Origin of the sequence: Bacillus sp. TH30 (genome assembly GCF_016650875.1) — a bacterium.
In the GTDB taxonomy this organism is placed as follows: domain Bacteria; phylum Bacillota; class Bacilli; order Bacillales; family Bacillaceae_G; genus Bacillus_A; species Bacillus_A mycoides.
Window position 1 is genome coordinate 1 of sequence record NZ_JAEKEY010000004.1, and the last position, 21649, is coordinate 21649.

Consider the following 21649-nt stretch of genomic DNA (forward strand, 5'->3'; position numbering starts at 1 on the left):
GGCAATGGATATAATAGAACTGTTTCAAGAACTTGCACATAAAGAAAATAAATGTATTATTGTTGTGACGCACTCACAGGAAGTTGCTAAAAAATCAGACCGTGCAGTCTATTTAAGTAAGAAGAAGTTGGTAGTAAACGAAATCTAATATAAACACTCTAGCTTTTTAATTCACATAATTATCGGAAATTTATTTCTTCAAATATTAATATTTGATATACAATAAAACCAAGCCATAATCAAAATGGTCTCCTTGTATTGAATGTTAAGATTGTTTGTTGTTCCTTTTTCAACAATATTTGAAAAAGAACTTGTAGAATATTCTACAGGTTCTTTTTGTTATGATCGGTTTACTATATCATTGAAGAATTGCATATAAAAAACGGGACAGTATCTAGATGTATAATCTAAATACTGTCCCGTTTAATTATTTATCTGTAAAAAGGAACTAGCTTACATCTCATGTGATAGATTTTATAAATAAGAGCGTTTAATTGTCCGTGGCTCTAAGCACTAGCCATTTGGAATAAAGATGCAATGTATCAGTTATACTATGTAATATTTCTTCATTACAAAATATGGTGGTATGTATGACTAAGCAAACAATTACTTTATTTCAAGTTTCTATGATACTCATTGGTAGTATAGGGATAATTAATCATGTCATTATGATTCCTATGTTATTAGATACCTCGGGTAGAGATTCGTGGATCTCTATCATATTAGTAAGCATTATATACTTGATTTGGATTTCATTAATATTCATCATATATATAAACATAAAAAATGAACATTTGTTTTTGTGGTTGAAAAATAATTTTGGGAAATTCAGTGTATATCCAATCATATTCATAGTTGTACTTTATTTAATAACAATTGGTGTCGTTGCACTAAAAGAAACATTAACTTTTTTCTCTTTTTATTTACCAGAAACACCTCACTTTGTATTAGGAATACTTTTTTCAATGATTTGTCTCTATAATGCTACAAGAGGAATTCAATCTATTGCACTTACAACAGGTGTTTTGTTACCTATTGTATTTCTACTTGGTTTTTTTGTAATGTTTGCAAATGTTCCGCATAAAGATTATTCTTTACTTCAGCCAATGATGGAAAATGGAATGAAGCCAGTATTTAAGGGAATGGTTTATCCTGCAGCAGGATTTTTAGAGTTAATTTTTATTCTTTTCTTACAGCATCACATTTGTTCAAAAGTCAAATTATATCAACTGATCGCTTTGGGAATGGTTATTATCGGTATCACAATAGGTCCAGTTATGGCAGCTATTATAGAATTTGGACCTTTCGTAGCAGCAAACCAACGATATCCAGCATTTGAAGAATGGAGACTTGTGTCAATAGGAAGGTACATTGAAAATTTAGACTTTCTCTCCGTGTATCAGTGGCTTGTAGGGATATTTATTCGTCTATCACTTGTTGTTTTTCTTATACCAGATTTGTTATCAATTACAAATCAGAAAACGAGAAATGGGATTATGTTTGCAATACTTTCATGTATTTTATTAATAAGTATACTACCCATCAGTGACTCTAGTTTCTATTGGTTTGTATCTCAAATTATTTTACCAGTTTCAGCTTTAGGGCTATTTTTGTTTTCTATCTTACTAATAGTGTTTGTATGGGTTGCTAAATTTAAGAAAAGCTCTTAAAAGAGTATGGGGATGTATTTTATATAAGGTTGCTGAGTTTGAAGGAGACAACGTAGATGAACAAACGAGTAGAAATAAATGAGAAGATAATACTAGAGTGGTTTGAAGGATGCAACGATGTAAAAGTAATAAAGCGTGAATTGGATGAGAAAGAAAAAAGGAATTCAGTATTGTTTATGTATTGTCAAAACTTAATTGACAATACAAAATTAAAACAAGCCACATCATCCCATGTTTGCAAAGAGCTTTCAAGTAATTCGACAGAAGAGTTTAACCTCTCAACATTAATTCCCCAGTTATCAGTAAAGAAATTAGATATGGTAAATTCGAATGAAACTATCTCTCAGATTATATTTGAAGGTAACCTCCTTATTATTTTTGAAGAATCTAAACATGGATATATAGTTGATATTGCCCAAATACCTACCAGATCGGTTGAACAAACAAATACAGAGATGACCATTCGTGGTGGACGTGATGGATTTGTTGAAGAGTTAAACACAAATATAGGATTAATTAGAAAAAGACTAAAAACGAGTTCTCTTAGTTATGAAGAATTCATTATTGGAGAAAGAACACAAACTAAAGTAGCACTCCTGTATTTAAAAGATGTCGCATCCCAAGATATCATTAATCAAGTTCGATTAAAATTAAGACAAATTAAAATAGACGGGGTTGTTTCAAGTGCACAAATTGAAGAGTTAATCACAAACAATCAATTTAGTGTATTTCCTTTAATTGAATATACAGGGCGCCCTGATTATGCTGTGAATTGTTTGCTATATGGGCGTTTTATTTTACTAGTTGAAGGGTCACCAACAGCGACAATTGCACCAGTTACATTTCCTTTTTTTGTGAATACATCTGAAGATCAAGATCTTTTCTACATATTCGGTAGCTTTGTACGACTTGTAAGTCTTTTGGGGATAGCAATTTCTATATTTCTTCCAGGAATTTGGATAGCACTAATTACATATCATCCAGATCAGATTCCCTATACGTTGCTAGCTACATTAAGCTTATCAAGAGAAGGGATTCCTTTTCCAGCTCCTTTAGAAGGGCTAATTATGATGACCTTATTTGAAATTTTGAGACAAGCAGGATTGCGTGTTCCTGCCGTATTTGGTCAAACATTATCTGTTGTAGGGGGATTAATTATTGGACAAGCTGCTATTAGTGCAGGAATTGTTTCAGCATCTATGGTCATTATAATAGCAATCTCGGTTGTTTCGACATTTGCTTTAACTAATCAGTCAGTAACAGGAATAATAAGTATATTGCGGTATGTAGTATTCTTAGTATCTTCTTTATTAGGCATAGTAGGATTTATCTTTTGTGTCCTTGTGATGGTGATACATGTAGTAAATTTACGCTCTTTTGGAGTTCCATTCTTTACACCATATTCACCCCCTGTGTTTAAAAGTATGCTAGCAGCCACATTTAGACTTCCTTTCACGTATATGAAAAAAAGACCTAAAGAATTGCATACGCAAGATAATACAAGGAAAAGAGAGAGTACCGATGAAGAAAAATAAAAGAATAGTTATATTTCTTTTTATGATGTGTACGTTTCTAACAGGGTGCTGGGATCAAAGAGAGTTGCATCACGTTTTGTATATAAATAGTCTAGGTATCGATTTTAAAGATAATAACTATATCATCCGTCCGCAATTTATTAATTTTTCTAACATAGCTAAACAAGAAGGGAGCACTACCCGTAATTATAGCCAGGCCTATATCGGAAAGGGAAAAGGCCCCATTTTAGATGAGGCAGCATTTGATTTTTATAAGGGTGCTCAACAAGAAATCTCATGGGAGCATCTCAAAACAATTGTTGTAACAGAGAGATTTCTAAAACATGGTGACTTAAATCAATTTAATGATTTTTTTTCTCGTTTTTTTCAATTTCGAGATACTATGTGGATATTTGGAACTAAGGAGCCTTTAGAAAATATATTAGCGAACAATAATATATTAAATATTTCTCAATTATATACAATCATTAATTTACCAAAAGAGATAACCAAGCAATATACAATAATAGATCCTTTACCTTTATATAAATTCCAAAGAAATTATTATGAACCTGGGATGACAACTCGCATTCCATTCTTATCTACGACTAAAACATATTGGAAAAAAGGACATACATCATTTCCAATGTTAAAATTTAGTGGTTATGGTTTTATAAACGATAAATCCTATATAAATCATTTAAACAGCCATGATATTGCTGGGGTTCGATGGACGGATGAAAATACCAAACGAGCTCCATTACTATTAAAATTTAACAAGAAAATCATTGGACATATAGTATTAAAAAATCCAAAGATAGATACAAAGCATTTTATTAAAAATGGAAAATTACGCATGCTTATGAACATCCATTTCGATGCTGATATTTTTCAATTAATAAATTCTATGCCTGTAAATGATATTAAAAAAATTGCAGAGGCCCAAGTTGAAAAAGAAATAAAAAAACGTACCGAAAAGGAATCGAAAGAGGGATTGACACGTATCAGTTATCACATTCCTTATATCGGCAGAATTCTAAATTATGGAAACAGTATAAAAAAGAGGGGGGATATCCCTTCAAAATAAAGAATTAGATTTAAATGTCTCGATTAATATAGCTACAGATGGAAAATCTAAAAATATGCGTAATATGATTGAGCATTAGAATAGTCGAAGATGAAAGGAAACGTAAAATATTAACTCTAAATAGGAGATTCGAACTTGAAAGACCACTACGATGTGGCGTCGTCTTCTTTAGGAATGGGATGAGAGTTCGATTAGGAGAAGAGGGAGGCTTTTGCCTCCTTCTTTGCCTGAAAACACGCTTACATTTCTTAGCGTTTAGATAAGTACAAGTATTTAAAACTATATGTGCCGTAAAGTAGGAGCAGCTTAAATTCATTACTATGATTTATTCGTTACTTTTAAAGCATCTAACACTATTTTAGTTGCATCTGCAATAAGTTTATCATCGTATTTCGCATCTTCTTTCGCATGATTAGAAAGTATCGCAAGCATAATTGGCTTTTTATTTGGTGGCCAAATGATTGCAATATCATTCCTTGTTCCATAAGAGCCAGAGCCAGTCTTATCGGCTACTTCCCATTCTCCTGGAACTCCAGCACGAATTAAGTTGTCCCCCGTTGTATTTTTTTTCATCAAATCTATTAAAAAGTTCCGTTTCTCAACTGAAAGTATATCGCCTAGCGCGTATGCTTGAAGACTAGTAGCTAATGCCTTTGGGGTACTAGTATCACGAGTGTCTCCTGGCTGCACTTCGTTTAATTCTGGTTCAAAACGTTCAGGATTTGTGACAGTATCTCCTATTTCTCTCAGTGATTTTTTGAATTCACTTGGCCCACCTAATTGTTTAAGAATAAGATTTTGTGCAGTATTATCGCTATATCGAATGGAAGCATCCGCAAGCTCTTTCAGAGTCATACCTGTATCTACATATTTTTCAGTAATTGGATTGTAATTCACAAGATCTTTGCTAGTATACTTAATTCTTTGATCTAAATCTTCTATTGATTTCTTTTGTAACAGTGCTCCCACAGCAAGGGTTTTGTGGGTAGATGCGTATGCAAACCGTTCATCTGAACGATAAGTAACGATTTGATTCGTACCTGTGTCCAATGCATAAATACCAAGCTTAGCATCATAATCTTTTTCAAGCTTAACAAAAGATTGATTACTTATATGTTCTTGTGTGGTTTGTTTAGGGGATTCGGATTGAATATTACTATTGGAACAGCCTATAAGCGTTACACATGAAAGTAATACTACAGGGAGCATCTTTTTATAATGTGCAATGTGAAAAAACTTCTTTGAAACTATCATAAATTTTCAACCTCTTTCAAGAATATATGGATTTTGTATAGGTATTTTACATACCTATACAATTAACAAATGCACAGGATAGCACTCCTCTTGTATTTCTTGCATTACAAAATGAGAGAACTACCAAAAGTACCTTTTTATACGTAATAGACAATCTAAGTAACACATTTGTTCCATTTATGATTAAGGTTTTGAATATATCCATTAATTTTATTTATAAGAATCACAAAATCCACCTTTTTTGCACGCCACTTAATTTAATGTGGATTTAGATTGAGTTTACCTCGTAATGGGAATTTCAATTGGATTTGCGCATATATAACAACCTCGTTCCGGACAGAATAAGTAATAACAACTACTGATTTCATTTTAAGTGAGGTGTTATACAATACATACGACAAAACAAAAAAGACTTGTGGTGCAAAGTATAACTACATTTAGTCTACTAATAACAACTATCTTTACACCCATGCTTATTTACATTATTTATGGATTACAGATTTCGAAAGGCTTTGAGGGATACTGGCCATCAATCTTGTTTTATACAACTTATATGACGGGTGTGTTTATCTGGATACCTATTGTGAATAAGGCTGGGATTCACCGCTCCTTATATTGGACTGTTTCTATTCTGATAGTATCATTACTTAGTGTTACTTTCTTTGGATGGAGTTCAAGATGGCTAGAAATAAGTGCGTTATTTTCTGGTTTTGCAGTTAGTACAATTTCTACCATGACGAGTACTTTATTGTTTTTACATGTTGAAGGCGGGGGAAAGATTTATAATAAAAATCAACAAGCGATTATTATTGGTATCGTTTTTCTTTTACTGATCATCGTATTGTTAGCGATTAGTTTTTTATCGCCGCCGCTGATAACATGCATATATGGGATTTGTTTAATCAGTATCCTTTTTGCTATAAAAAAAATGCCGAGAACAGAGTTAGCCAAAGGGCTTTTACCTATCTCCATCGTATCGGTTGTAGGAAAGTTTCTTTTTGTCTCAATGCTTATTCTTTTGATTCGAACAAGTCGTAACATAAATAATGAACAATATATTTTTTATTTTTTTCTACTTTCTATAGCGCTTATTTGTTTCATGTTTTTGAGTTTGTTGAAAGGAAAGTTCTTTCATAAACTTTCATCTTCTTTACCAATTCGCTTAAAGGCAGAATCATTTTTACTTGGATTAGGAAATGGATATTTATTTTTGATGGGTATTTTTTATAGTTTTACTTTCTATAACATGTTAACCTGTATTTTTATTGTAGTTGGACCATACCTATTAGGGATTTTGATGTCCATATTTTTAGATATCAAAGCTGCTAAGAAAGTTAATCCAATCCATTTGTTTTTAGTAAGTACTTTAATCATGATATTCGGGTTTTATTCTCCAATATTTATAGTCCTTAGCGTTACATTTGGGAGCTATGCCATTAATAGTATTTCTTCTCAAAATAATATGAAAGTATATATGGTGAATGCTACACATAGAGAGCTTTCTTTACTCATTTACACAACATGGAGAAATATGGGGAATATATTTTTACAATTTTTTATATTGATTGTGATTGTGGGAGTAGGGGTGTTTTACGATGTCGAATGGTCGCAACTTTTCCAAACAATTGTTGGGAAGGGTCAAATGCAGATTGAAGGGTTATCCGTACAACGATTGATGTTTATGTTAGCAATTTGCTGTTGGCTTGGCATGGTGGGCTTAGGTATGTGGATTGGTAAAAAAGCTAATCCCAATATTGCTTAAAAAGTAACTCGAAAAATATCAAAACTAAAACTACAAAAAACAAACAAACTCGTCCTACTAAGAGGGAGTTTGTTTGTTTTTTGTTTAGATAATGGAATGTTCATGCTAAATTGTACACTACGTTCCATATTCTTTATAGAATACTTTATATCTAACGTTTCAAGAATTTGTTTAACAATATATAACCCCAAACCACTTCCTCCAGTATTTCGATTCCTTGATTTTTCAATTCGATAAAATGGTTTGAAAATTTGTTGTATATCCTCTTCTTTAATATTGACACCTGTATTCATAATTTGCATTTTGATTTGACCTTGTTTAGAATCCTCACTTAACTTTATATAGATTTTTTCATTATGTGGTGAATACATAACTGCATTATGGATAATATTTTTACATGCTTTTTCTAAAAGAGCACAATCTGTATAAACAGAAAGGTCAGAATCAATTTCTTTTATTATTCGGATGCTTTTTTGAGAAGCAAAAAATTCGAGATCTTTTGTGATTGTATCTATTAACTTCGAAAGATTAACTTCTTCTACTTTTAGTTTAAAGGTGTGTTGTTCTAATTTCGACATGCTTAAAATTTCACGAACTAATTGTTCCATACTTTCAATAATTTGATGATTTTTCTTTAAATATTGATCACGATTTTGATAAGGGCCAATATTGTATATCATCCCTTCTAAGTATCCTTTCATTACAGTAAGAGGGGTCTTTAATTCATGTGCTACAATCGCAAAAAACTCTCTGCGTTTTGTTTCTATTTCTCGTTCTTTTTCAATATCATTTTTTAATTGTTGATTTGCTTTTTTTAAATCAAACATAGCTTGTTGTAAGTTAATAGACATGTCATTCAAACTATTAGATAGTTCTCCTAACTCATCTGTAGAGCGAACCTCAATTTTTTCGGAGAAATCTAAATTTGCCATCTTTTGTGCACCTTCATTAATATAAATAAGTGGTTTTGTAATAAACCTGGAATAGAAATAAGCACTCCCTACACCAATTACGAGTACAATGATACTAATATAGGGGAGAAAGCGTACTAAAACCTGTGAAGCTTCATCAATTGGTTGAAATGTAGCAAAGACTATAAGCGTTAAACTACCATCTTGGAATTGAATTGGTTGCGTAACGTTATATGAATTGCTAAGGGTACCTGCATTCTCGAACCGTGTCGCTCTAGTAACTACTGTTGTTTGCGAACCATTTTGAGTAAAAGAAAATGAAGGAGAGTATTTAATTATTCCCTCATTATTTTGAAGATAAAGCATCGCATTATTTTTTTTGGCATATTCATCAAAAAGTGGTATCGCATCTTGAAACGTAAGATCTTTAGACTTATCAATGATTTCTTTTATCCCTGTTTGAAGTTGATCTGTTTTGTATTGTTCATAAAACGTAGGGAGAAAGAAGTATAAAGTTAAATAAATCAATACTGCAAAGGATAACAAAATGAGAGAGGTAGTCATAAAGAGTTTATAAGTAATTTGCTTCATCTTCATGATTTTCACAATATTATTCATCAATTTTATAACCAATACCCTTTATTGTTTTAATATAAGGGATAGCTAACTTTTTACGTAGGTTTTTAATATGTGTATCAATTATTCGTGTTTCTCCAAAATAATCGTACCCCCAAACTTTTTCTACGATATTTTCTCTGGTGAGTACTTTTCTCTCATTTTGAAATAGTAGTTGTAGAATTTCAAACTCTTTTGTCGTTAATAAAATTTCAACGTCATTTACATATACTCTATATGCATCAACATCGATACGCACTTCTTTAAATACCAAATGATTATTTACATTTTTATCATAACTTCTTCTAAGTACAGCTTCGACTCGTCTAATCAAAACATGAAACGAAAAGGGTTTTGTTATATAATCATCGATTCCAAGATCGAACCCTTTCATTTGATCTTCCTCTTCTTCCAATGCAGTTAGCATAATAATTGGTACGTTTGACTGACTTCGAATCATCTTGGATACTTCAAATCCATTAAGATTGGGCATCATTACATCTAGAAGAATTAAATCAAAGGATTGCTTATTAAATTGTGTCATACCCTCTAATCCATCTGATGCAACTACAACTGTATACTGTTGTGTCATTAAAAATTGTTTAATTAATTCCTGAATTTCTTGATCGTCTTCTACCACGAGAATATGATAGTTTTTCATAATATCACCTCTGGTAGTCATTATAGCCTTACTATCTGGAGTTTATGTGGAGATAAATTAGGAGATTTCACAAGACGATTATTGTGTTAGCTCCACGTTCAATAAAATGAACGATTAATATTTAAGTAAAACTAATGTATAATAATGTAAACTGCATGTGATTTCTTAAAACTGTATGAAAATATACTTTTGCTTCTTTACCAGAAGGGGAAAAGGAAATGAATTTCAATATAAGAGAAGCTACCGAAATACTAGAGCGCGTGCCACAAACTTTGGAGTTTTTTATCTAGTTCTCTGTTTAATCGTTAATCGCCTAAATAACAATTCTCTGGGGAAACCAAAAGTTTAAAGGTATGAACTAGGGATTATTTATATAATGCGAGAAAGGTTGTGAAATTATTTGAGGGGTTATAAAGCAATGCTATTTGATTTAGATGATACGTTACTTGATAGGGATAAGGCAGTAGATAAACTGTTTTCCTTTATTTTAGAGGAGTTTTATGGGGATGTTGAACAACATGCAGTAAAAAACGAAATGTTACAGAAATTCAAGGGATATGATAAAAAAAGCTATGGTCATAGTGATAAAGTAAAGGTTTTGGAATCGTTTTTTGATGAATTCCCACCGAAATATAGATTACCACGCAATTGCATTCAAGACTTTTGGAATAATAATTTCCCGAAATGTTTTTCTATAAACCAAAAAACTATTAATATCATAAATACTATAAAGTCACATATTAAAGTTGGAATTATAACAAATGGCTCAACTCAGAGGCAAAAAGAAAAAATAATTAACACGAATTTGAATCGTTATTTTGATACAATCATTATTTCTGAAGAAGCGGGATTTAGTAAACCTGACAAACTCATATTTGAATTAGCATTAAATAAGCTAAATGTACAATCAGAAGATGTACTATTTGTTGGAGATGACTTAGAAAAGGATATTGCTGGTTGTCAAAATGCAAATATAAAGGGCATATGGTTCAATCCTAATATGATTAAGAATAATACCGACACTAAACCATATGCCGAGATTACTTCTTTTGATAATTTATTAAGTTATTGTGGAGAGATAAATTTTCAAAAATAGTAAAAAGATAGATTACCCTTAATTTCATTGACCGTATGAGAAGTTTTAAAACAATATTTATTTACGATGAAATAGAGGTTATTGAGCCAGGGGCAAATCATTTATGTGTGTTAATGAAGATCTACACAGCATGTTTAATATATACTTTATAAATTATAGAGGGGTGAGACTATGGAAATAAAGAAAGTAGTAATTGGCGGAATAAATATTGCCGTCGTCAGAAACGATACAGTATTAATATCCGACGTTCAATCTGCATTAGATCTCATGGCAACAGTTCAATATGAAGCGGATTCAAAGCGGATTGCTATCAATAAATCATTAATAAGTGAAAGTTTCTTTGACTTAAAAACACGTCTTGCGGGTGATATTCTTCAAAATTTTATTAATTACAGCGTAAAAATTGCTATTATCGGGGATTTTTCTATGTACACTAGTAAAAGCCTAAAAGATTTCATTTATGAATGTAATAAAGGTAAGGATATTTTTTTCTTAGCAACTGAGCAACAAGCAATTGAAAAATTAAGCTCATTGAAATAAAGATATAAAATGTAATTCGAAAGAGGCATCTGTGATGGTGCCTCTTATTTGTATTTTTATATAAAAATGTTTTTCAAATTTAAATTTTGTACCGGTACAGTAACTGCAAATGTACATTGTTACAATATCCCTTCAAATTTACAATCAGCATATATTATTTTAACTTATTAAGGGGTGCTGAATATGACAAAGTTACAAGATCAACTCTTTACAAGATTAAACCTTGAAAAACGTACTGAAATAAAATTTGAAGAATTAAGTACAATACTCTTTGCATTTGCCCACACAATCCCGTTTGAGAATTTAGATGTAATAGCAAGTAATGCGAATACAATTTCTATGAAAAACTTACAAGAGAAAATTTTAACTAGTTCTCGAGGTGGGCTTTGTTATGAATTAAATACTCTTTTTTACTATTTTTTAAAAGATAGTGGTTATGATGTACAACTCGCACTAGGTACCGTATATAAAAATGATATAAACGCTTGGGCACTTGAAGATGGGCATATAACAATTATTTTAAATTACGAAAACGTAAGGTACTTAATTGATGTAGGTATTGCTTCATTAGTACCTCTTGTGCCAGTACCGTTTACTGGCGAACTTGTTTCTTCTAAAAACGGTTCGTATCGAGTAAGACAAAAAGATACGAGTAAAGGAAACTATGTTCTAGAAAGAATAGATGTTGATGGAGAATGGAAAGTTTGTCATGCTTTTTATAAACATATTATTGATGAGACAGTAGTAAACGATGTTCAAAGAAGAGTGATAGAAGATGAGAAATCTATTTTCAATAAAGGACCCATTGCAGTAAAATTGACGAACTTTGGCCATGTCTCATTAACGAATACTAGTTTAACTGAAATTATTTATGGAGAAAAAACGAAGCGTGAAATTACAGAAAATCAATATAAAGAGCTTTTATATACTTTATTTGCTATTGAGTTGTGAATATAAAAATAGCCGGTTCTTATTCAGAATCGGCTATTTTTATTATTTTTGGTTTAAATGGTTTTCGTCTAATATGTTTCGGAAACTGCGGTATAGTTAACGTTTTTAACGTTTCCTCAGCTTCTTCATATGTATGAAAGACTGGCTCTTTTCCATTATCTCCTTGCAAAACTAGCCCTTCATCTCGGATTACATACGGTATAAAACCACTCCTTATAGTAAAAAATTATGGTCTATTGAAACAGAATGATACGATTTCAAGTTTAATTTTCTTAATAGATATAATACACTAGAACAGTATAAAGAAGTATATAAAATGAATATTGGATGCAAAGGAAGATTATAATGTCAGTTATTGATAAATTGAAACTAAATAAGTATACAAATATGGTCGTAATTAACGAACCAAGTGATTATGACATTTTCACAGGTAAAGAAACCTCATTTTCAAAAGAACATGATGCTATTTTTATTTTTGTTGAAACACTTGATGAAATGGTGAAACAAACGAATTTTATTATTAGTAATGAAGAATTACTAATTGAAAAAGGTTACGTGTTTTTCGCATATCCGAAAAAAGGTAATGCTCGTTACAGTACGTTTATTCACCGTGATGAGATGTTTCCGGCATTAAACGTTGGAGATGATGGATATGTTGGGGAAAGCGAAATTAAATTTGCGCGAATGGTAAGTATGGATGATGTCTTTACAGTTGTAGGTTTAAAACGTGAAAAGAAAAAAGCGAAGAAAACACCTGCAGCGAGTCAATGTGTTGCTGATTATGCAGACCGTATTCAAGATGTTGAAGCATTATTGGCTAATCATCCAGCTGAACTTAAGTTTTATCAAAGTTTAACTCCTGGTTATCAAAAAGATTGGGCACGTAATTTATTTTCTGTGAAACAAGAAAAAACACGCGATAAACGTCTTGAGAAAATGATTGAAATCCTTTCACAAGGCTATAAAACAATTGAATTATTCCGTAAGAAGAAAAAATAATGATTAGGAACGTCACAATGATGCAACAATTAATTACGTTGAGCACATTGAAAAAAGGATTCCTTTCAGTATACTAAAGTATGTTCTTATATTTAAATAATTAGCAAAAGAGAAAAGGTGTTTGAAATGAAATCGTATATTGTAGTTGGATCTGGAATTTTAGGAGCGTCTACTGCTTATCATCTTGCAAAAGCAGGTGCGAATGTTACTATCGTTGATCGCCAACAATTAGGTCAAGCAACTGATGCAGCAGCAGGTATTGTCTGTCCTTGGCTTTCACAGCGTCGTAATAAAGCGTGGTATAAAATCGTTAAGGGCGGTGCACGTTACTATTCTTCGTTAATCCAACAATTAGAAGAAGACGGTGAAACGGATACAGGTTACAACCGTGTAGGTGCAATTAGTTTACATACTGACGAGAAAAAACTAGATCAAATGGAAGAACGAGCTTATAAACGACGTGAAGATGCACCAGAGATCGGTGAAATCACTCGCTTATCAGCTGAAGAAACGAAAAAATTATTCCCAGCATTATCAGAAGAATACAGTTCTGTTCATATTAGTGGCGCTGCACGAGTAAATGGAAGATCATTACGTAACGCATTAATAAGTGCTGCGAAAAAATTTGGTGCTACTTTTATAAAAGGAGATGCAGTATTAGTCCGTGAAGGTAATCGTATTACTGGAGTTACAGTAAACGATGAAATAATTTTAGCAGAAAAGGTAATTGTAACTGCAGGCGCATGGGCGAATGAAATCTTGAATCCGTTAGGAATTAATTTCTTAGTTACATTCCAAAAAGGACAAATTGTTCATTTGCAAATGGAAAATACAGCAACAGAAAATATGCCAGTTGTTATGCCGCCGAACGATCAATATATTTTGACATTTGACAATGGCCATGTCGTAATTGGTGCAACGCATGAGAATGATACTGGTTTCGATCACCGTGTAACAGCTGGTGGTTTACATGAAGTATTCCATAAAGCGTTAACAGTAGCGCCTGGTTTAGAAGATGGTACAATGCTTGAAACTAGAGTTGGCTTCAGGCCGTTTACGCCAGGATTCTTACCTGTTATTGGCCCACTCCCTAATTTTGAAGGCATACTCATTGCAAACGGATTAGGTGCTTCAGGATTAACAGCAGGTCCATACTTAGGATCAGAACTTGCGAAACTTGCGTTAGGACAACCGATTGAATTAGATTTAAATGATTATGATGTTGCTGGGGCAATGGAATAGTAATAAACAAAAAAGATTAGGAGTGATTTCCTAATCTTTTTGTTATGTTATTTGGGCGTAACTAAGTATTTTGGGAGGTAGGAGTTCTTTTAAACAAGGGGTACCACCACATCGTTATCAAGCTAAGAAAATAGATAACCCACAAAATAAAGCGATATACGGGATCCTAATTAAAGTTTTTTAAACCTAATTGGACTTACCATTAAGAGAGCGAGGATTAATGTAATCCATGCATTGCTATATGAAAACAATCCCATACCGGCCAATGGTAATCCAGCAGCTGGAATAGGTAATCCCTTAAAATATCCGATGGTTGGTTTTACACTAAATTTAGCTAATCTTAAAGCACCCATCGTTGGGAAAAGGATAAATGCCAAAGAAGTTAAAATAGATGGTGTTGCTATCGAATGAAATAGAAGTGCAGGCGCAACTCCGAAACTAACAATATCAGCTAAGGAATCCAATTGTACACCAAACTCACTGTTCACTTTTAATTTTCTCGCAATTCTTCCATCAAGGAGATCTAAAACAGCTGAAAAGAAAATGAAAATGGAGGCTACTTCCAAATAGTCACTCATATTCATGGTAATTGAAAAAACACCGCACAATAAATTTCCAATCGTAAATAAATTGGGTACAGCTTTTACTATGTGATTGAACAAGGTTGTCCCCCCTAAGTTGATCAAATTTCACGTTTATGTAGCATTTTCTATATATTCTTCCGTTATTCTTGAAAATATATGACCACTGTATGCTAAGTAAATTTCGAAAAGAGAAAAGTCGATTTCCTGTACGTTATGTTGGTTTATAAACATGTTTGATCAAAGATAAGTCTATTACTGCTAATTTACCTAATATAAAAAAACCGTTTTTGAAAAAAGAGTTATCAAAATAGGCTTTAAACATATTTTATAGAATCACTTTTTATAAAATATGTTTGATTATTTTCGGTGCATTATATCTTCATATAGTCATAAAATTAATCTGTAGTCGAAAATACGTAAAGAGCTGCTAGAATGAATTACTGAGAATACGAAGAATAAAGGAGAGAAGCGGAGTAAAAACTAAAAAAATTAGACAAAGAAAATGGAGAGATGAACTAAATGTTAAAGATCATCAAACATTTAAAACCATTTATTGCTTCCATCATTGCAGTTGTATGTCTTTTAACTGTACAGGCAGTATGCGATTTATCACTGCCAGACTACATGTCTAACATTGTCAATGTAGGGATTCAACAAAAAGGTGTAGAAAATGCAGTACCTGAGGTTATTCGTAAAAGTGAAATGGATAAACTTACGCTCTTTATGAATGAAAATGAGAAGAAAAAAGTTGCTGACAACTATGTGCTTTTAGATAAGAACAACCTCTCTCAAAGTGAACTAAAAAATGACTTAAAAGATTATCCGCAGCTTGATAAAGAGCCACTTTATAAGTTACATACAGAAGATAAAAAAATAATTAACGAACTTAACGATATCTTTGGGAAACCAATGTTAATTACACAAGGAATTGAAAAAGGTGGCTCATCTGCTTTCTCTCCTGCTGCGACAGGTGACAACAACACACCAGCGAAACTTCCGCCAAATTCAGATCCTTTTGCAATCATTGCGAAACTTCCTCAAGATCAAATCAATGCAATGAAAGAAAAGGCAGATGAAAAGTTTAAGAATATGCCAGGCAGCATGGTAACGCAATCAGCCGTTTCATTCATTGAGAATGAGTATAAAAAGATCGGTATCAATATAGATAAGCTTCAATCCAATTTCATCCTTACTTCCGGCGGGAAAATGCTACTTTTATCCTTAGTAAGTATGGCAGCTACCGTTATCGTGAGTTTACTTGCTGCAAAAGTAGCTGCAGGACTCGGCAGAGACCTTAGAAAGAAAGTATTCCGGAAAGTTACCAACTTCTCGAATGCGGAGTTTGATAAGTTTTCCACTGCATCTCTAATCACAAGAAGTACAAATGATATCCAACAAGTTCAAACACTTATGGTTATGATGCTTCGCATTGTATTCTATGCACCAATTTTAGGTATCGGCGGCATTATTAAAGTACTTACTACAGACCTTTCAATGGGATGGATTATCGCAGTTGCGGTAATTGCGATTTTAAGCCTAGTCATTGGTTTATTTAGCATCGCGATTCCTAAGTTTAAGCGTATCCAAAAGTTAGTAGATAAAATTAACTTAATCACTCGTGAATCTTTAACCGGTATGCTCGTTATTCGTGCTTTTAATACTCAAAAACATGAAGAAAAGAAATTTGAAAAAGGAAATCAAGATTTAACAAAAACAAATTTATTTGTAAGTCGTTTAATGTCATTTATGATGCCAATGATGATGTTTATCATGAATGCCGTTACTGTACTTATTATTTGGGTTGGATCACACCAAGTGGATATGGGACATATGCAAGTTGGTGATTTGATGGCATTTATGCAATATACAATGCAAATCATCATGGCCTTCTTAATGATTTCAATGGTATCTATTATGGTTCCACGTGCTTCAGTTTCCGCACAACGTATCGCAGAAGTTTTAGATACTGACATTACCATTAGTGATGTAAAAGAGCCGAAAACATTTGCTTCAGACAAGAAAGGTTACGTTGAATTTAAAAATGTTGGCTTTAGATACCCAGGTGCAGAAGAAGATGTGCTTTCCAATATCACCTTTACTGCAAAACCTGGTGAAACGACAGCTTTCATCGGAAGTACAGGTAGTGGTAAATCAACATTAATCAACTTAATTCCACGCTTTTACGATGTCACAAGCGGCCAAATATTAATAGATGGCACGGATATTAGAGAAGTATCTCAGAAGGAATTAAGAGAGAAAATTGGTTATGTACCGCAAAAAGGAGTTCTCTTCTCAGGTACAATCGAGAGTAATTTGAAATATGGTAAAAAAGAAGCAACTGAAGAAGAACTCGAAAAAGCGGCGGAAATCGCGCAAGCTATGGAGTTTATTAACGCGAAACCTGAAAGCTTCCGCACAGAAATATCACAAGGTGGTACGAACGTTTCCGGTGGTCAAAAACAAAGACTTTCTATTGCGCGTGCTCTTACGAAAAAATCGGAAATCTTCATATTCGATGATAGTTTCTCAGCTCTTGACTTTAAGACAGACGCAGCATTGCGCAGAGCTTTAAACAATGAGATTACAGGAAGTACTATTTTACTTATTGCCCAAAGAATCAGTACAATCATGAATGCCGATAAGATTATTGTACTTGACGAAGGAAAAATAATTGGAACTGGTACTCATGAAGAGCTTATGGAAAACTGTGAAGTTTATAAGCAAATTGCTTTATCACAACTTTCAAGAGAGGAGTTGTCATCATGAGTGATAGAAAAATAGAAAATAGAAAACAAAGCGGCCCTGGTCCTGGCGGTGGCGGTCCTATGGGCGGCGGCATGAGAAAGATTGAGAAAGCAAAAAACTTCAAAGGAACGATGAATAAACTCCTTCAATACTTGAAGCCCTATAAATTATCAATCTTAATCGTTATCCTTTTCGCAATCGGCAGTGCAGCCTTTACAATCGTTGGTCCAAAAATTTTAGGAAACGCGACAACAAAACTTTTCGAAGGACTCGTAAGCAAAGTATCAGGAGCACCCGGTGCGGCCATTGACTTTACCTATATCGGAAACATTGTCATTTTACTCCTTGGATTATATATACTGAGCACTGTGTTTGGTATTATCCAGGGGTACATTATTTCTGGAGTAGCTCAAAAAGTATCTTATAACTTCAGAAAAGAAATCGATGAAAAAATTAACCGTATGCCGCTGAAATACTTTGATAAAACAACGCACGGCGAAGTATTATCGAGAATTACAAATGACGTAGATACGGTGAGCCAAACTTTAAACCAAAGTATGTCGCAAATCATCACATCCGTTATTACAATCATCGGTGTACTTATCATGATGTTATCAATCAGCTGGCAAATGACATTAGTGGCGCTTTTAATATTGCCAGTATCGATGATTCTCATCATGGCAGTCGTAAAACGATCACAAAAATACTTCAAATCCCAGCAAGAATATTTAGGACACGTAAACGGTCAGGTCGAAGAAATTTATAGTGGTCACAATATCGTAAAAGCCTTCAACAAAGAAGAAGAAGAAGTAAAAAAATTCGAAAAGGTAAATGATACCCTTTACCATTCCGCATGGAAATCTCAATTTTTATCTGGAATGATGATGCCGATTATGACATTTATCGGTAATATCGGTTACGTCGCTGTATCTATTTTAGGTGGGTGGCTTGCGGTAAAGAGAACCATCGCAGTTGGAGACATTTTAGCCTTTGTGCAATATGTTAGAAGCTTTACGCAACCAATCGCTCAAGTAGCACAAATCGCGAACGTACTTCAATCTACTGCAGCTGCTGCAGAAAGAGTCTTCGAATTTTTAGAAGAAGAAGAGGAAGTGCCAGAAGCAGAAAATCCAGTGAAGCTGCAAAAAGTTCAAGGAGAAGTTACCTTCCAAGATGTTCAATTTGGATACAATCCAGATAAGATCATCATCAATAATTTCTCATCTAACATTAAACCTGGACAAAAGGTAGCAATCGTCGGACCAACCGGAGCTGGTAAAACAACGATTGTAAAACTGTTAATGCGTTTCTATGACATAAACAGCGGTGCAATATGTATCGACGGTCACGATATAAAAGACTTCACGCGAGAAGACCTGCGCAACATGTTTGGTATGGTACTTCAAGACACTTGGCTATTTAACGGCTCCATCATGGAAAATATACGTTACGGTAGACTCGATGCTACAGACGAAGAAGTAATTGAAGCAGCGAAAGCAGCTCACGTTCACAACTTCGTAAAAACATTACCAAATAAATATCAAATGGAACTAAACGAAGAAGCAAGTAACGTATCCCAAGGACAAAAGCAACTACTAACAATTGCACGTGCCCTTATAGCGGATCCGAAAATATTAATACTCGATGAAGCAACAAGCTCCATTGACACTCGTACAGAAGTACTGATTCAAAAAGCGATGGAAAACCTTATGGAAGGTAGAACAAGTTTCATTATCGCTCATAGATTATCAACAATACGTGATGCAGATTTAATCCTTGTCATGAAAGACGGAGATATTGTAGAACAAGGTAATCATGAAGAGTTATTGAAAGCTGATGGTTTCTATGCTTCGCTTTATAATAGTCAGTTTGAAGGTGCGGATGCTTCTTGAGTTAGGTGAAAGTCCATTTAAATAACTAAACCCACGAAGAAAATGCATTTTCTTCGTGGGTTTTTATTATTTTTAAGGTTCTGTTACAAAATTTTAAAAAGTAGGCTAGACTTTTGCAAAACAGAGTGAGGAGCATGATAAATGGGATGTTTTAAAGGGAAACAATTTAAAAAGAACATTAGAAGATTAATTAATACATTCTTGTAATGTTTTAGTATTTCTCCTCCTTCTCTTGTTTTATGAATATCTCCAAAGATAAGGAGCATTTCTTCCCGATTAATTGTTGTACAACGGATAACCGGTTTAATTAAAGGGAATTATCAAAAAGGGTACTATAAAATAGAACAAGCCAAAGAAATAGATAAGGAGTGAGCAAGCGATGGATAAAATGATTAATTCGGGCAACTTTGGTTTACAAAGGGGACCTGCTCAAAAAACGGTTGGTCAGTATTTGTTCGATTGCCTGAAACTCGAGGGCATTACCGAAATTTTTGGTGTGGCAGGGGACTATAATTTTACACTTCTTGATACTTTGGAGTGTTATAACGGCATCCGTTTTATAGAAGGACGAAATGAACTAAACTCGGGCTACGCTGCAGATGGCTATGCAAGAATCAAAGGAATATCGGCTCTTATTACGACATTTGGGGTCGGGGAGCTCAGTGCATGCAATGCGATAGCGGGAGCCAACAGCGAGCATGTGCCAATTATACACATTGTGGGTGCGCCTCCTGAGAAGGATCAAAAAGAGCATAAGCTTATGCATCACACCTTAATGGATGGGAATTTTGACGTTTTTCGCAAGGTGTATGAGCAGATTACGGCATATACCGCGGTTCTTACACCGGAAAATGCCAAGATCGAAATTCAGACTGCGATTCGCATTGCTAATGAAAAGAAAAAGCCGGTATACCTGGTTGTGGCTAATGATTTAGTGACCAAGCCGATTAAAGTCTGGGCAGAACCGGTACCACCACGTCCAACATCCAATCCGAATACCCTTCAGGCTGCAGTGAATCATGTCCGTCCGCTTTTGGAACGTTCCCACCTACCAGTTATCTTGGTGGATGTGAAAACGATGCGATTCGGCCTTCAGACAGCGACTCGGCAGCTAGCCGATGCAATGAATGTGCCTGTTGTAACGATGATGTACGGGAAGGGAGGATTCGACGAGAACCATCCAAATTATATCGGAATGTATCAAGGCTCTTTCGGGAGGACTGAAGTCCAAAGTACGGTAGAGAATGCAGATTGTATCATTGCGATTGGCATGGTATGGGCGGACACAAACACCGCAAGTTTTACCGCAAAGCTGAATCCGCTGATAACTGTCAATATTCAACCGGATATAGTTAAAATCGCTGAGGCGGAATATCCGAATGTTCTTGCAGCCGACATGCTACTTGCCGTTCAGAAGGTGAATTATAAGGGCAAAGGTTTGACAAAAAAATTGTCATTCCCTTATGAGCAATTCACAACTATTGCCGACGGACCTCTAATGGCGGACGGCTATTATCCACGTTTTCAGCGCATGCTGAAAGAGGAGGATATTGTAATCGCCGAGACCGGAACGCTTTATTACGGAATGGGAGAGATAAGACTGCCGGGCAATGTAACATATATTGGACAAGGTGGATGGCAGTCCATCGGTTACGCAATCCCTTCGGCGTTTGGTGCTATTATGGCCGCGCCGGAACGCCGAGTATTGGTGTTTACAGGTGACGGTGCCCTGCAGCTAACGGTACAGGAAATCAGTTCTATGCTCTATTACGGCTGCAAGCCTATAATCTTTGTTTTGAACAACGATGGTTATACAATCGAGAGATATTTAAATGTCAAAACAGAAGATCAAAAGTACAACCAAATCCCTCGATGGTCTTACACCAAGCTGGCCGAAGCTTTTGGAGGTAACGCGTTTACCGTTACGGTCCGGACCTATGGAGAGCTTGATCAGGCTATAATCCATGCTGAAAAGGAAAGCGCCGAAAGACTCTGTATAATTGAAATGATCGCAGGTAATCCAATGGACGCACCTGAATATATGCGACGGATGCGCAGTTATATGGAGAAGCAGGAAATGCAGCGCAGCCAGAAATAATATCCAATTCTCTAGTCCCTAATTGGAT

At 34.2% G+C, this 21649-nt stretch carries 15 protein-coding genes and 3 pseudogenes; 13 read left to right on the forward strand and 5 right to left on the reverse strand.

Translation table 11 applies throughout. The annotated features are described in order from the left end of the window. From JFU20_RS29285 to gerXC, 4 genes and pseudogenes are all read left to right on the forward strand, one after another. A pseudogene (locus JFU20_RS29285) lies at positions 1-148 on the forward strand (ABC transporter ATP-binding protein); the annotation flags it as partial. Positions 149-590: 442 nt separating this feature from the next. Continuing rightward, positions 591-1670 (forward strand): spore germination protein GerXB, encoded by a 1080-nt coding sequence (gene gerXB, locus JFU20_RS29290; protein ID WP_002165718.1) that lies wholly within the window; start codon positions 591-593, stop codon positions 1668-1670. Between the two features lie 56 nt (positions 1671-1726). Further along, on the forward strand, positions 1727-3205 hold the full coding sequence (gene gerXA, locus JFU20_RS29295) for a spore germination protein GerXA (RefSeq protein ID WP_002165717.1): 1479 nt from the start codon (positions 1727-1729) through the stop codon (positions 3203-3205). Next, positions 3192-4350 (forward strand): annotated as a pseudogene (gerXC, locus tag JFU20_RS29300) (spore germination protein GerXC). Before gerXA ends, gerXC begins: the two are co-directional and overlap by 14 nt. 239 nt (positions 4351-4589) lie before the next feature. Here the strand turns inward: gerXC and bla are convergent. Next, entirely contained in the window at positions 4590-5525 is a 936-nt protein-coding gene (bla, locus tag JFU20_RS29305; protein WP_201039257.1) for a class A beta-lactamase, read from the reverse strand. 469 nt (positions 5526-5994) lie between these two features. On the opposite strand from bla, the gene JFU20_RS29310 reads away from it, so the two are divergent. After that, positions 5995-7287: a hypothetical protein gene (locus JFU20_RS29310; RefSeq protein WP_002165714.1), complete on the forward strand. Its 1293-nt coding sequence runs from the start codon at positions 5995-5997 to the stop codon at positions 7285-7287. Between the two features lie 62 nt (positions 7288-7349). Here the strand turns inward: JFU20_RS29310 and JFU20_RS29315 are convergent. Together JFU20_RS29315 and JFU20_RS29320 are read right to left on the reverse strand one after the other, a co-directional pair. Beyond that, positions 7350-8816 (reverse strand): annotated as a pseudogene (locus JFU20_RS29315) (sensor histidine kinase); the annotation flags it as partial. Continuing rightward, positions 8809-9474: a response regulator transcription factor gene (locus JFU20_RS29320; RefSeq protein ID WP_000800741.1), complete on the reverse strand. Its 666-nt coding sequence runs from the start codon at positions 9472-9474 to the stop codon at positions 8809-8811. The gene JFU20_RS29320 and the pseudogene JFU20_RS29315, both read right to left, overlap by 8 nt. Before the next feature lie 418 nt (positions 9475-9892). Between JFU20_RS29320 and JFU20_RS29325 the strand changes: the two genes are divergently transcribed. The 3 genes from JFU20_RS29325 (at position 9893) to JFU20_RS29335 (ending at position 12061) form a co-directional block, all read left to right on the forward strand. Beyond that, positions 9893-10570, forward strand: coding sequence for an HAD family hydrolase (locus tag JFU20_RS29325; protein ID WP_002013282.1), 678 nt, complete (start codon positions 9893-9895; stop codon positions 10568-10570). A 171-nt stretch (positions 10571-10741) separates the two neighbouring features. After that, positions 10742-11110: a DUF4180 domain-containing protein gene (locus JFU20_RS29330; RefSeq protein ID WP_002013281.1), complete on the forward strand. Its 369-nt coding sequence runs from the start codon at positions 10742-10744 to the stop codon at positions 11108-11110. Between the two features lie 183 nt (positions 11111-11293). Next, positions 11294-12061 (forward strand): arylamine N-acetyltransferase family protein, encoded by a 768-nt coding sequence (locus JFU20_RS29335; RefSeq protein WP_002013280.1) that lies wholly within the window; start codon positions 11294-11296, stop codon positions 12059-12061. Between the two features lie 19 nt (positions 12062-12080). Here the strand turns inward: JFU20_RS29335 and JFU20_RS29340 are convergent, their stop codons facing one another. Next, positions 12081-12263, reverse strand: coding sequence for a hypothetical protein (locus tag JFU20_RS29340; RefSeq protein WP_002013279.1), 183 nt, complete (start codon positions 12261-12263; stop codon positions 12081-12083). Between the two features lie 143 nt (positions 12264-12406). Between JFU20_RS29340 and JFU20_RS29345 the strand changes: the two genes are divergently transcribed. Continuing rightward, positions 12407-13060: a YdeI/OmpD-associated family protein gene (locus tag JFU20_RS29345; RefSeq protein ID WP_002085348.1), complete on the forward strand. Its 654-nt coding sequence runs from the start codon at positions 12407-12409 to the stop codon at positions 13058-13060. A 126-nt stretch (positions 13061-13186) separates the two neighbouring features. Then, the gene (locus tag JFU20_RS29350; protein ID WP_201039258.1) at positions 13187-14302 is read left to right on the forward strand and encodes an NAD(P)/FAD-dependent oxidoreductase; all 1116 of its coding nucleotides are present in this window, start codon (positions 13187-13189) and stop codon (positions 14300-14302) included. Between the two features lie 170 nt (positions 14303-14472). Here the strand turns inward: JFU20_RS29350 and pssA are convergent, their stop codons facing one another. Next, on the reverse strand, positions 14473-14964 hold the full coding sequence (pssA, locus tag JFU20_RS29355; RefSeq protein WP_002136532.1) for a CDP-diacylglycerol--serine O-phosphatidyltransferase: 492 nt from the start codon (positions 14962-14964) through the stop codon (positions 14473-14475). A 441-nt stretch (positions 14965-15405) separates the two neighbouring features. On the opposite strand from pssA, the gene JFU20_RS29360 reads away from it, so the two are divergent. The 3 genes from JFU20_RS29360 to JFU20_RS29370 all read left to right on the forward strand — a co-directional run bounded on the left by JFU20_RS29360 (position 15406) and on the right by JFU20_RS29370 (position 21621). Beyond that, complete coding sequence (locus JFU20_RS29360; protein ID WP_002013271.1) at positions 15406-17652, forward strand: ABC transporter ATP-binding protein; 2247 nt, start codon at positions 15406-15408, stop codon at positions 17650-17652. Continuing rightward, a complete protein-coding gene (locus tag JFU20_RS29365; protein ID WP_002165711.1) occupies positions 17649-19523 on the forward strand; it encodes an ABC transporter ATP-binding protein in 1875 nt (624 codons plus the stop codon). Before JFU20_RS29360 ends, JFU20_RS29365 begins: the two co-directional genes overlap by 4 nt. 379 nt (positions 19524-19902) lie before the next feature. Continuing rightward, complete coding sequence (locus JFU20_RS29370) at positions 19903-21621, forward strand: alpha-keto acid decarboxylase family protein (RefSeq protein ID WP_201039259.1); 1719 nt, start codon at positions 19903-19905, stop codon at positions 21619-21621. Positions 21622-21649 lie beyond the last annotated feature (28 nt).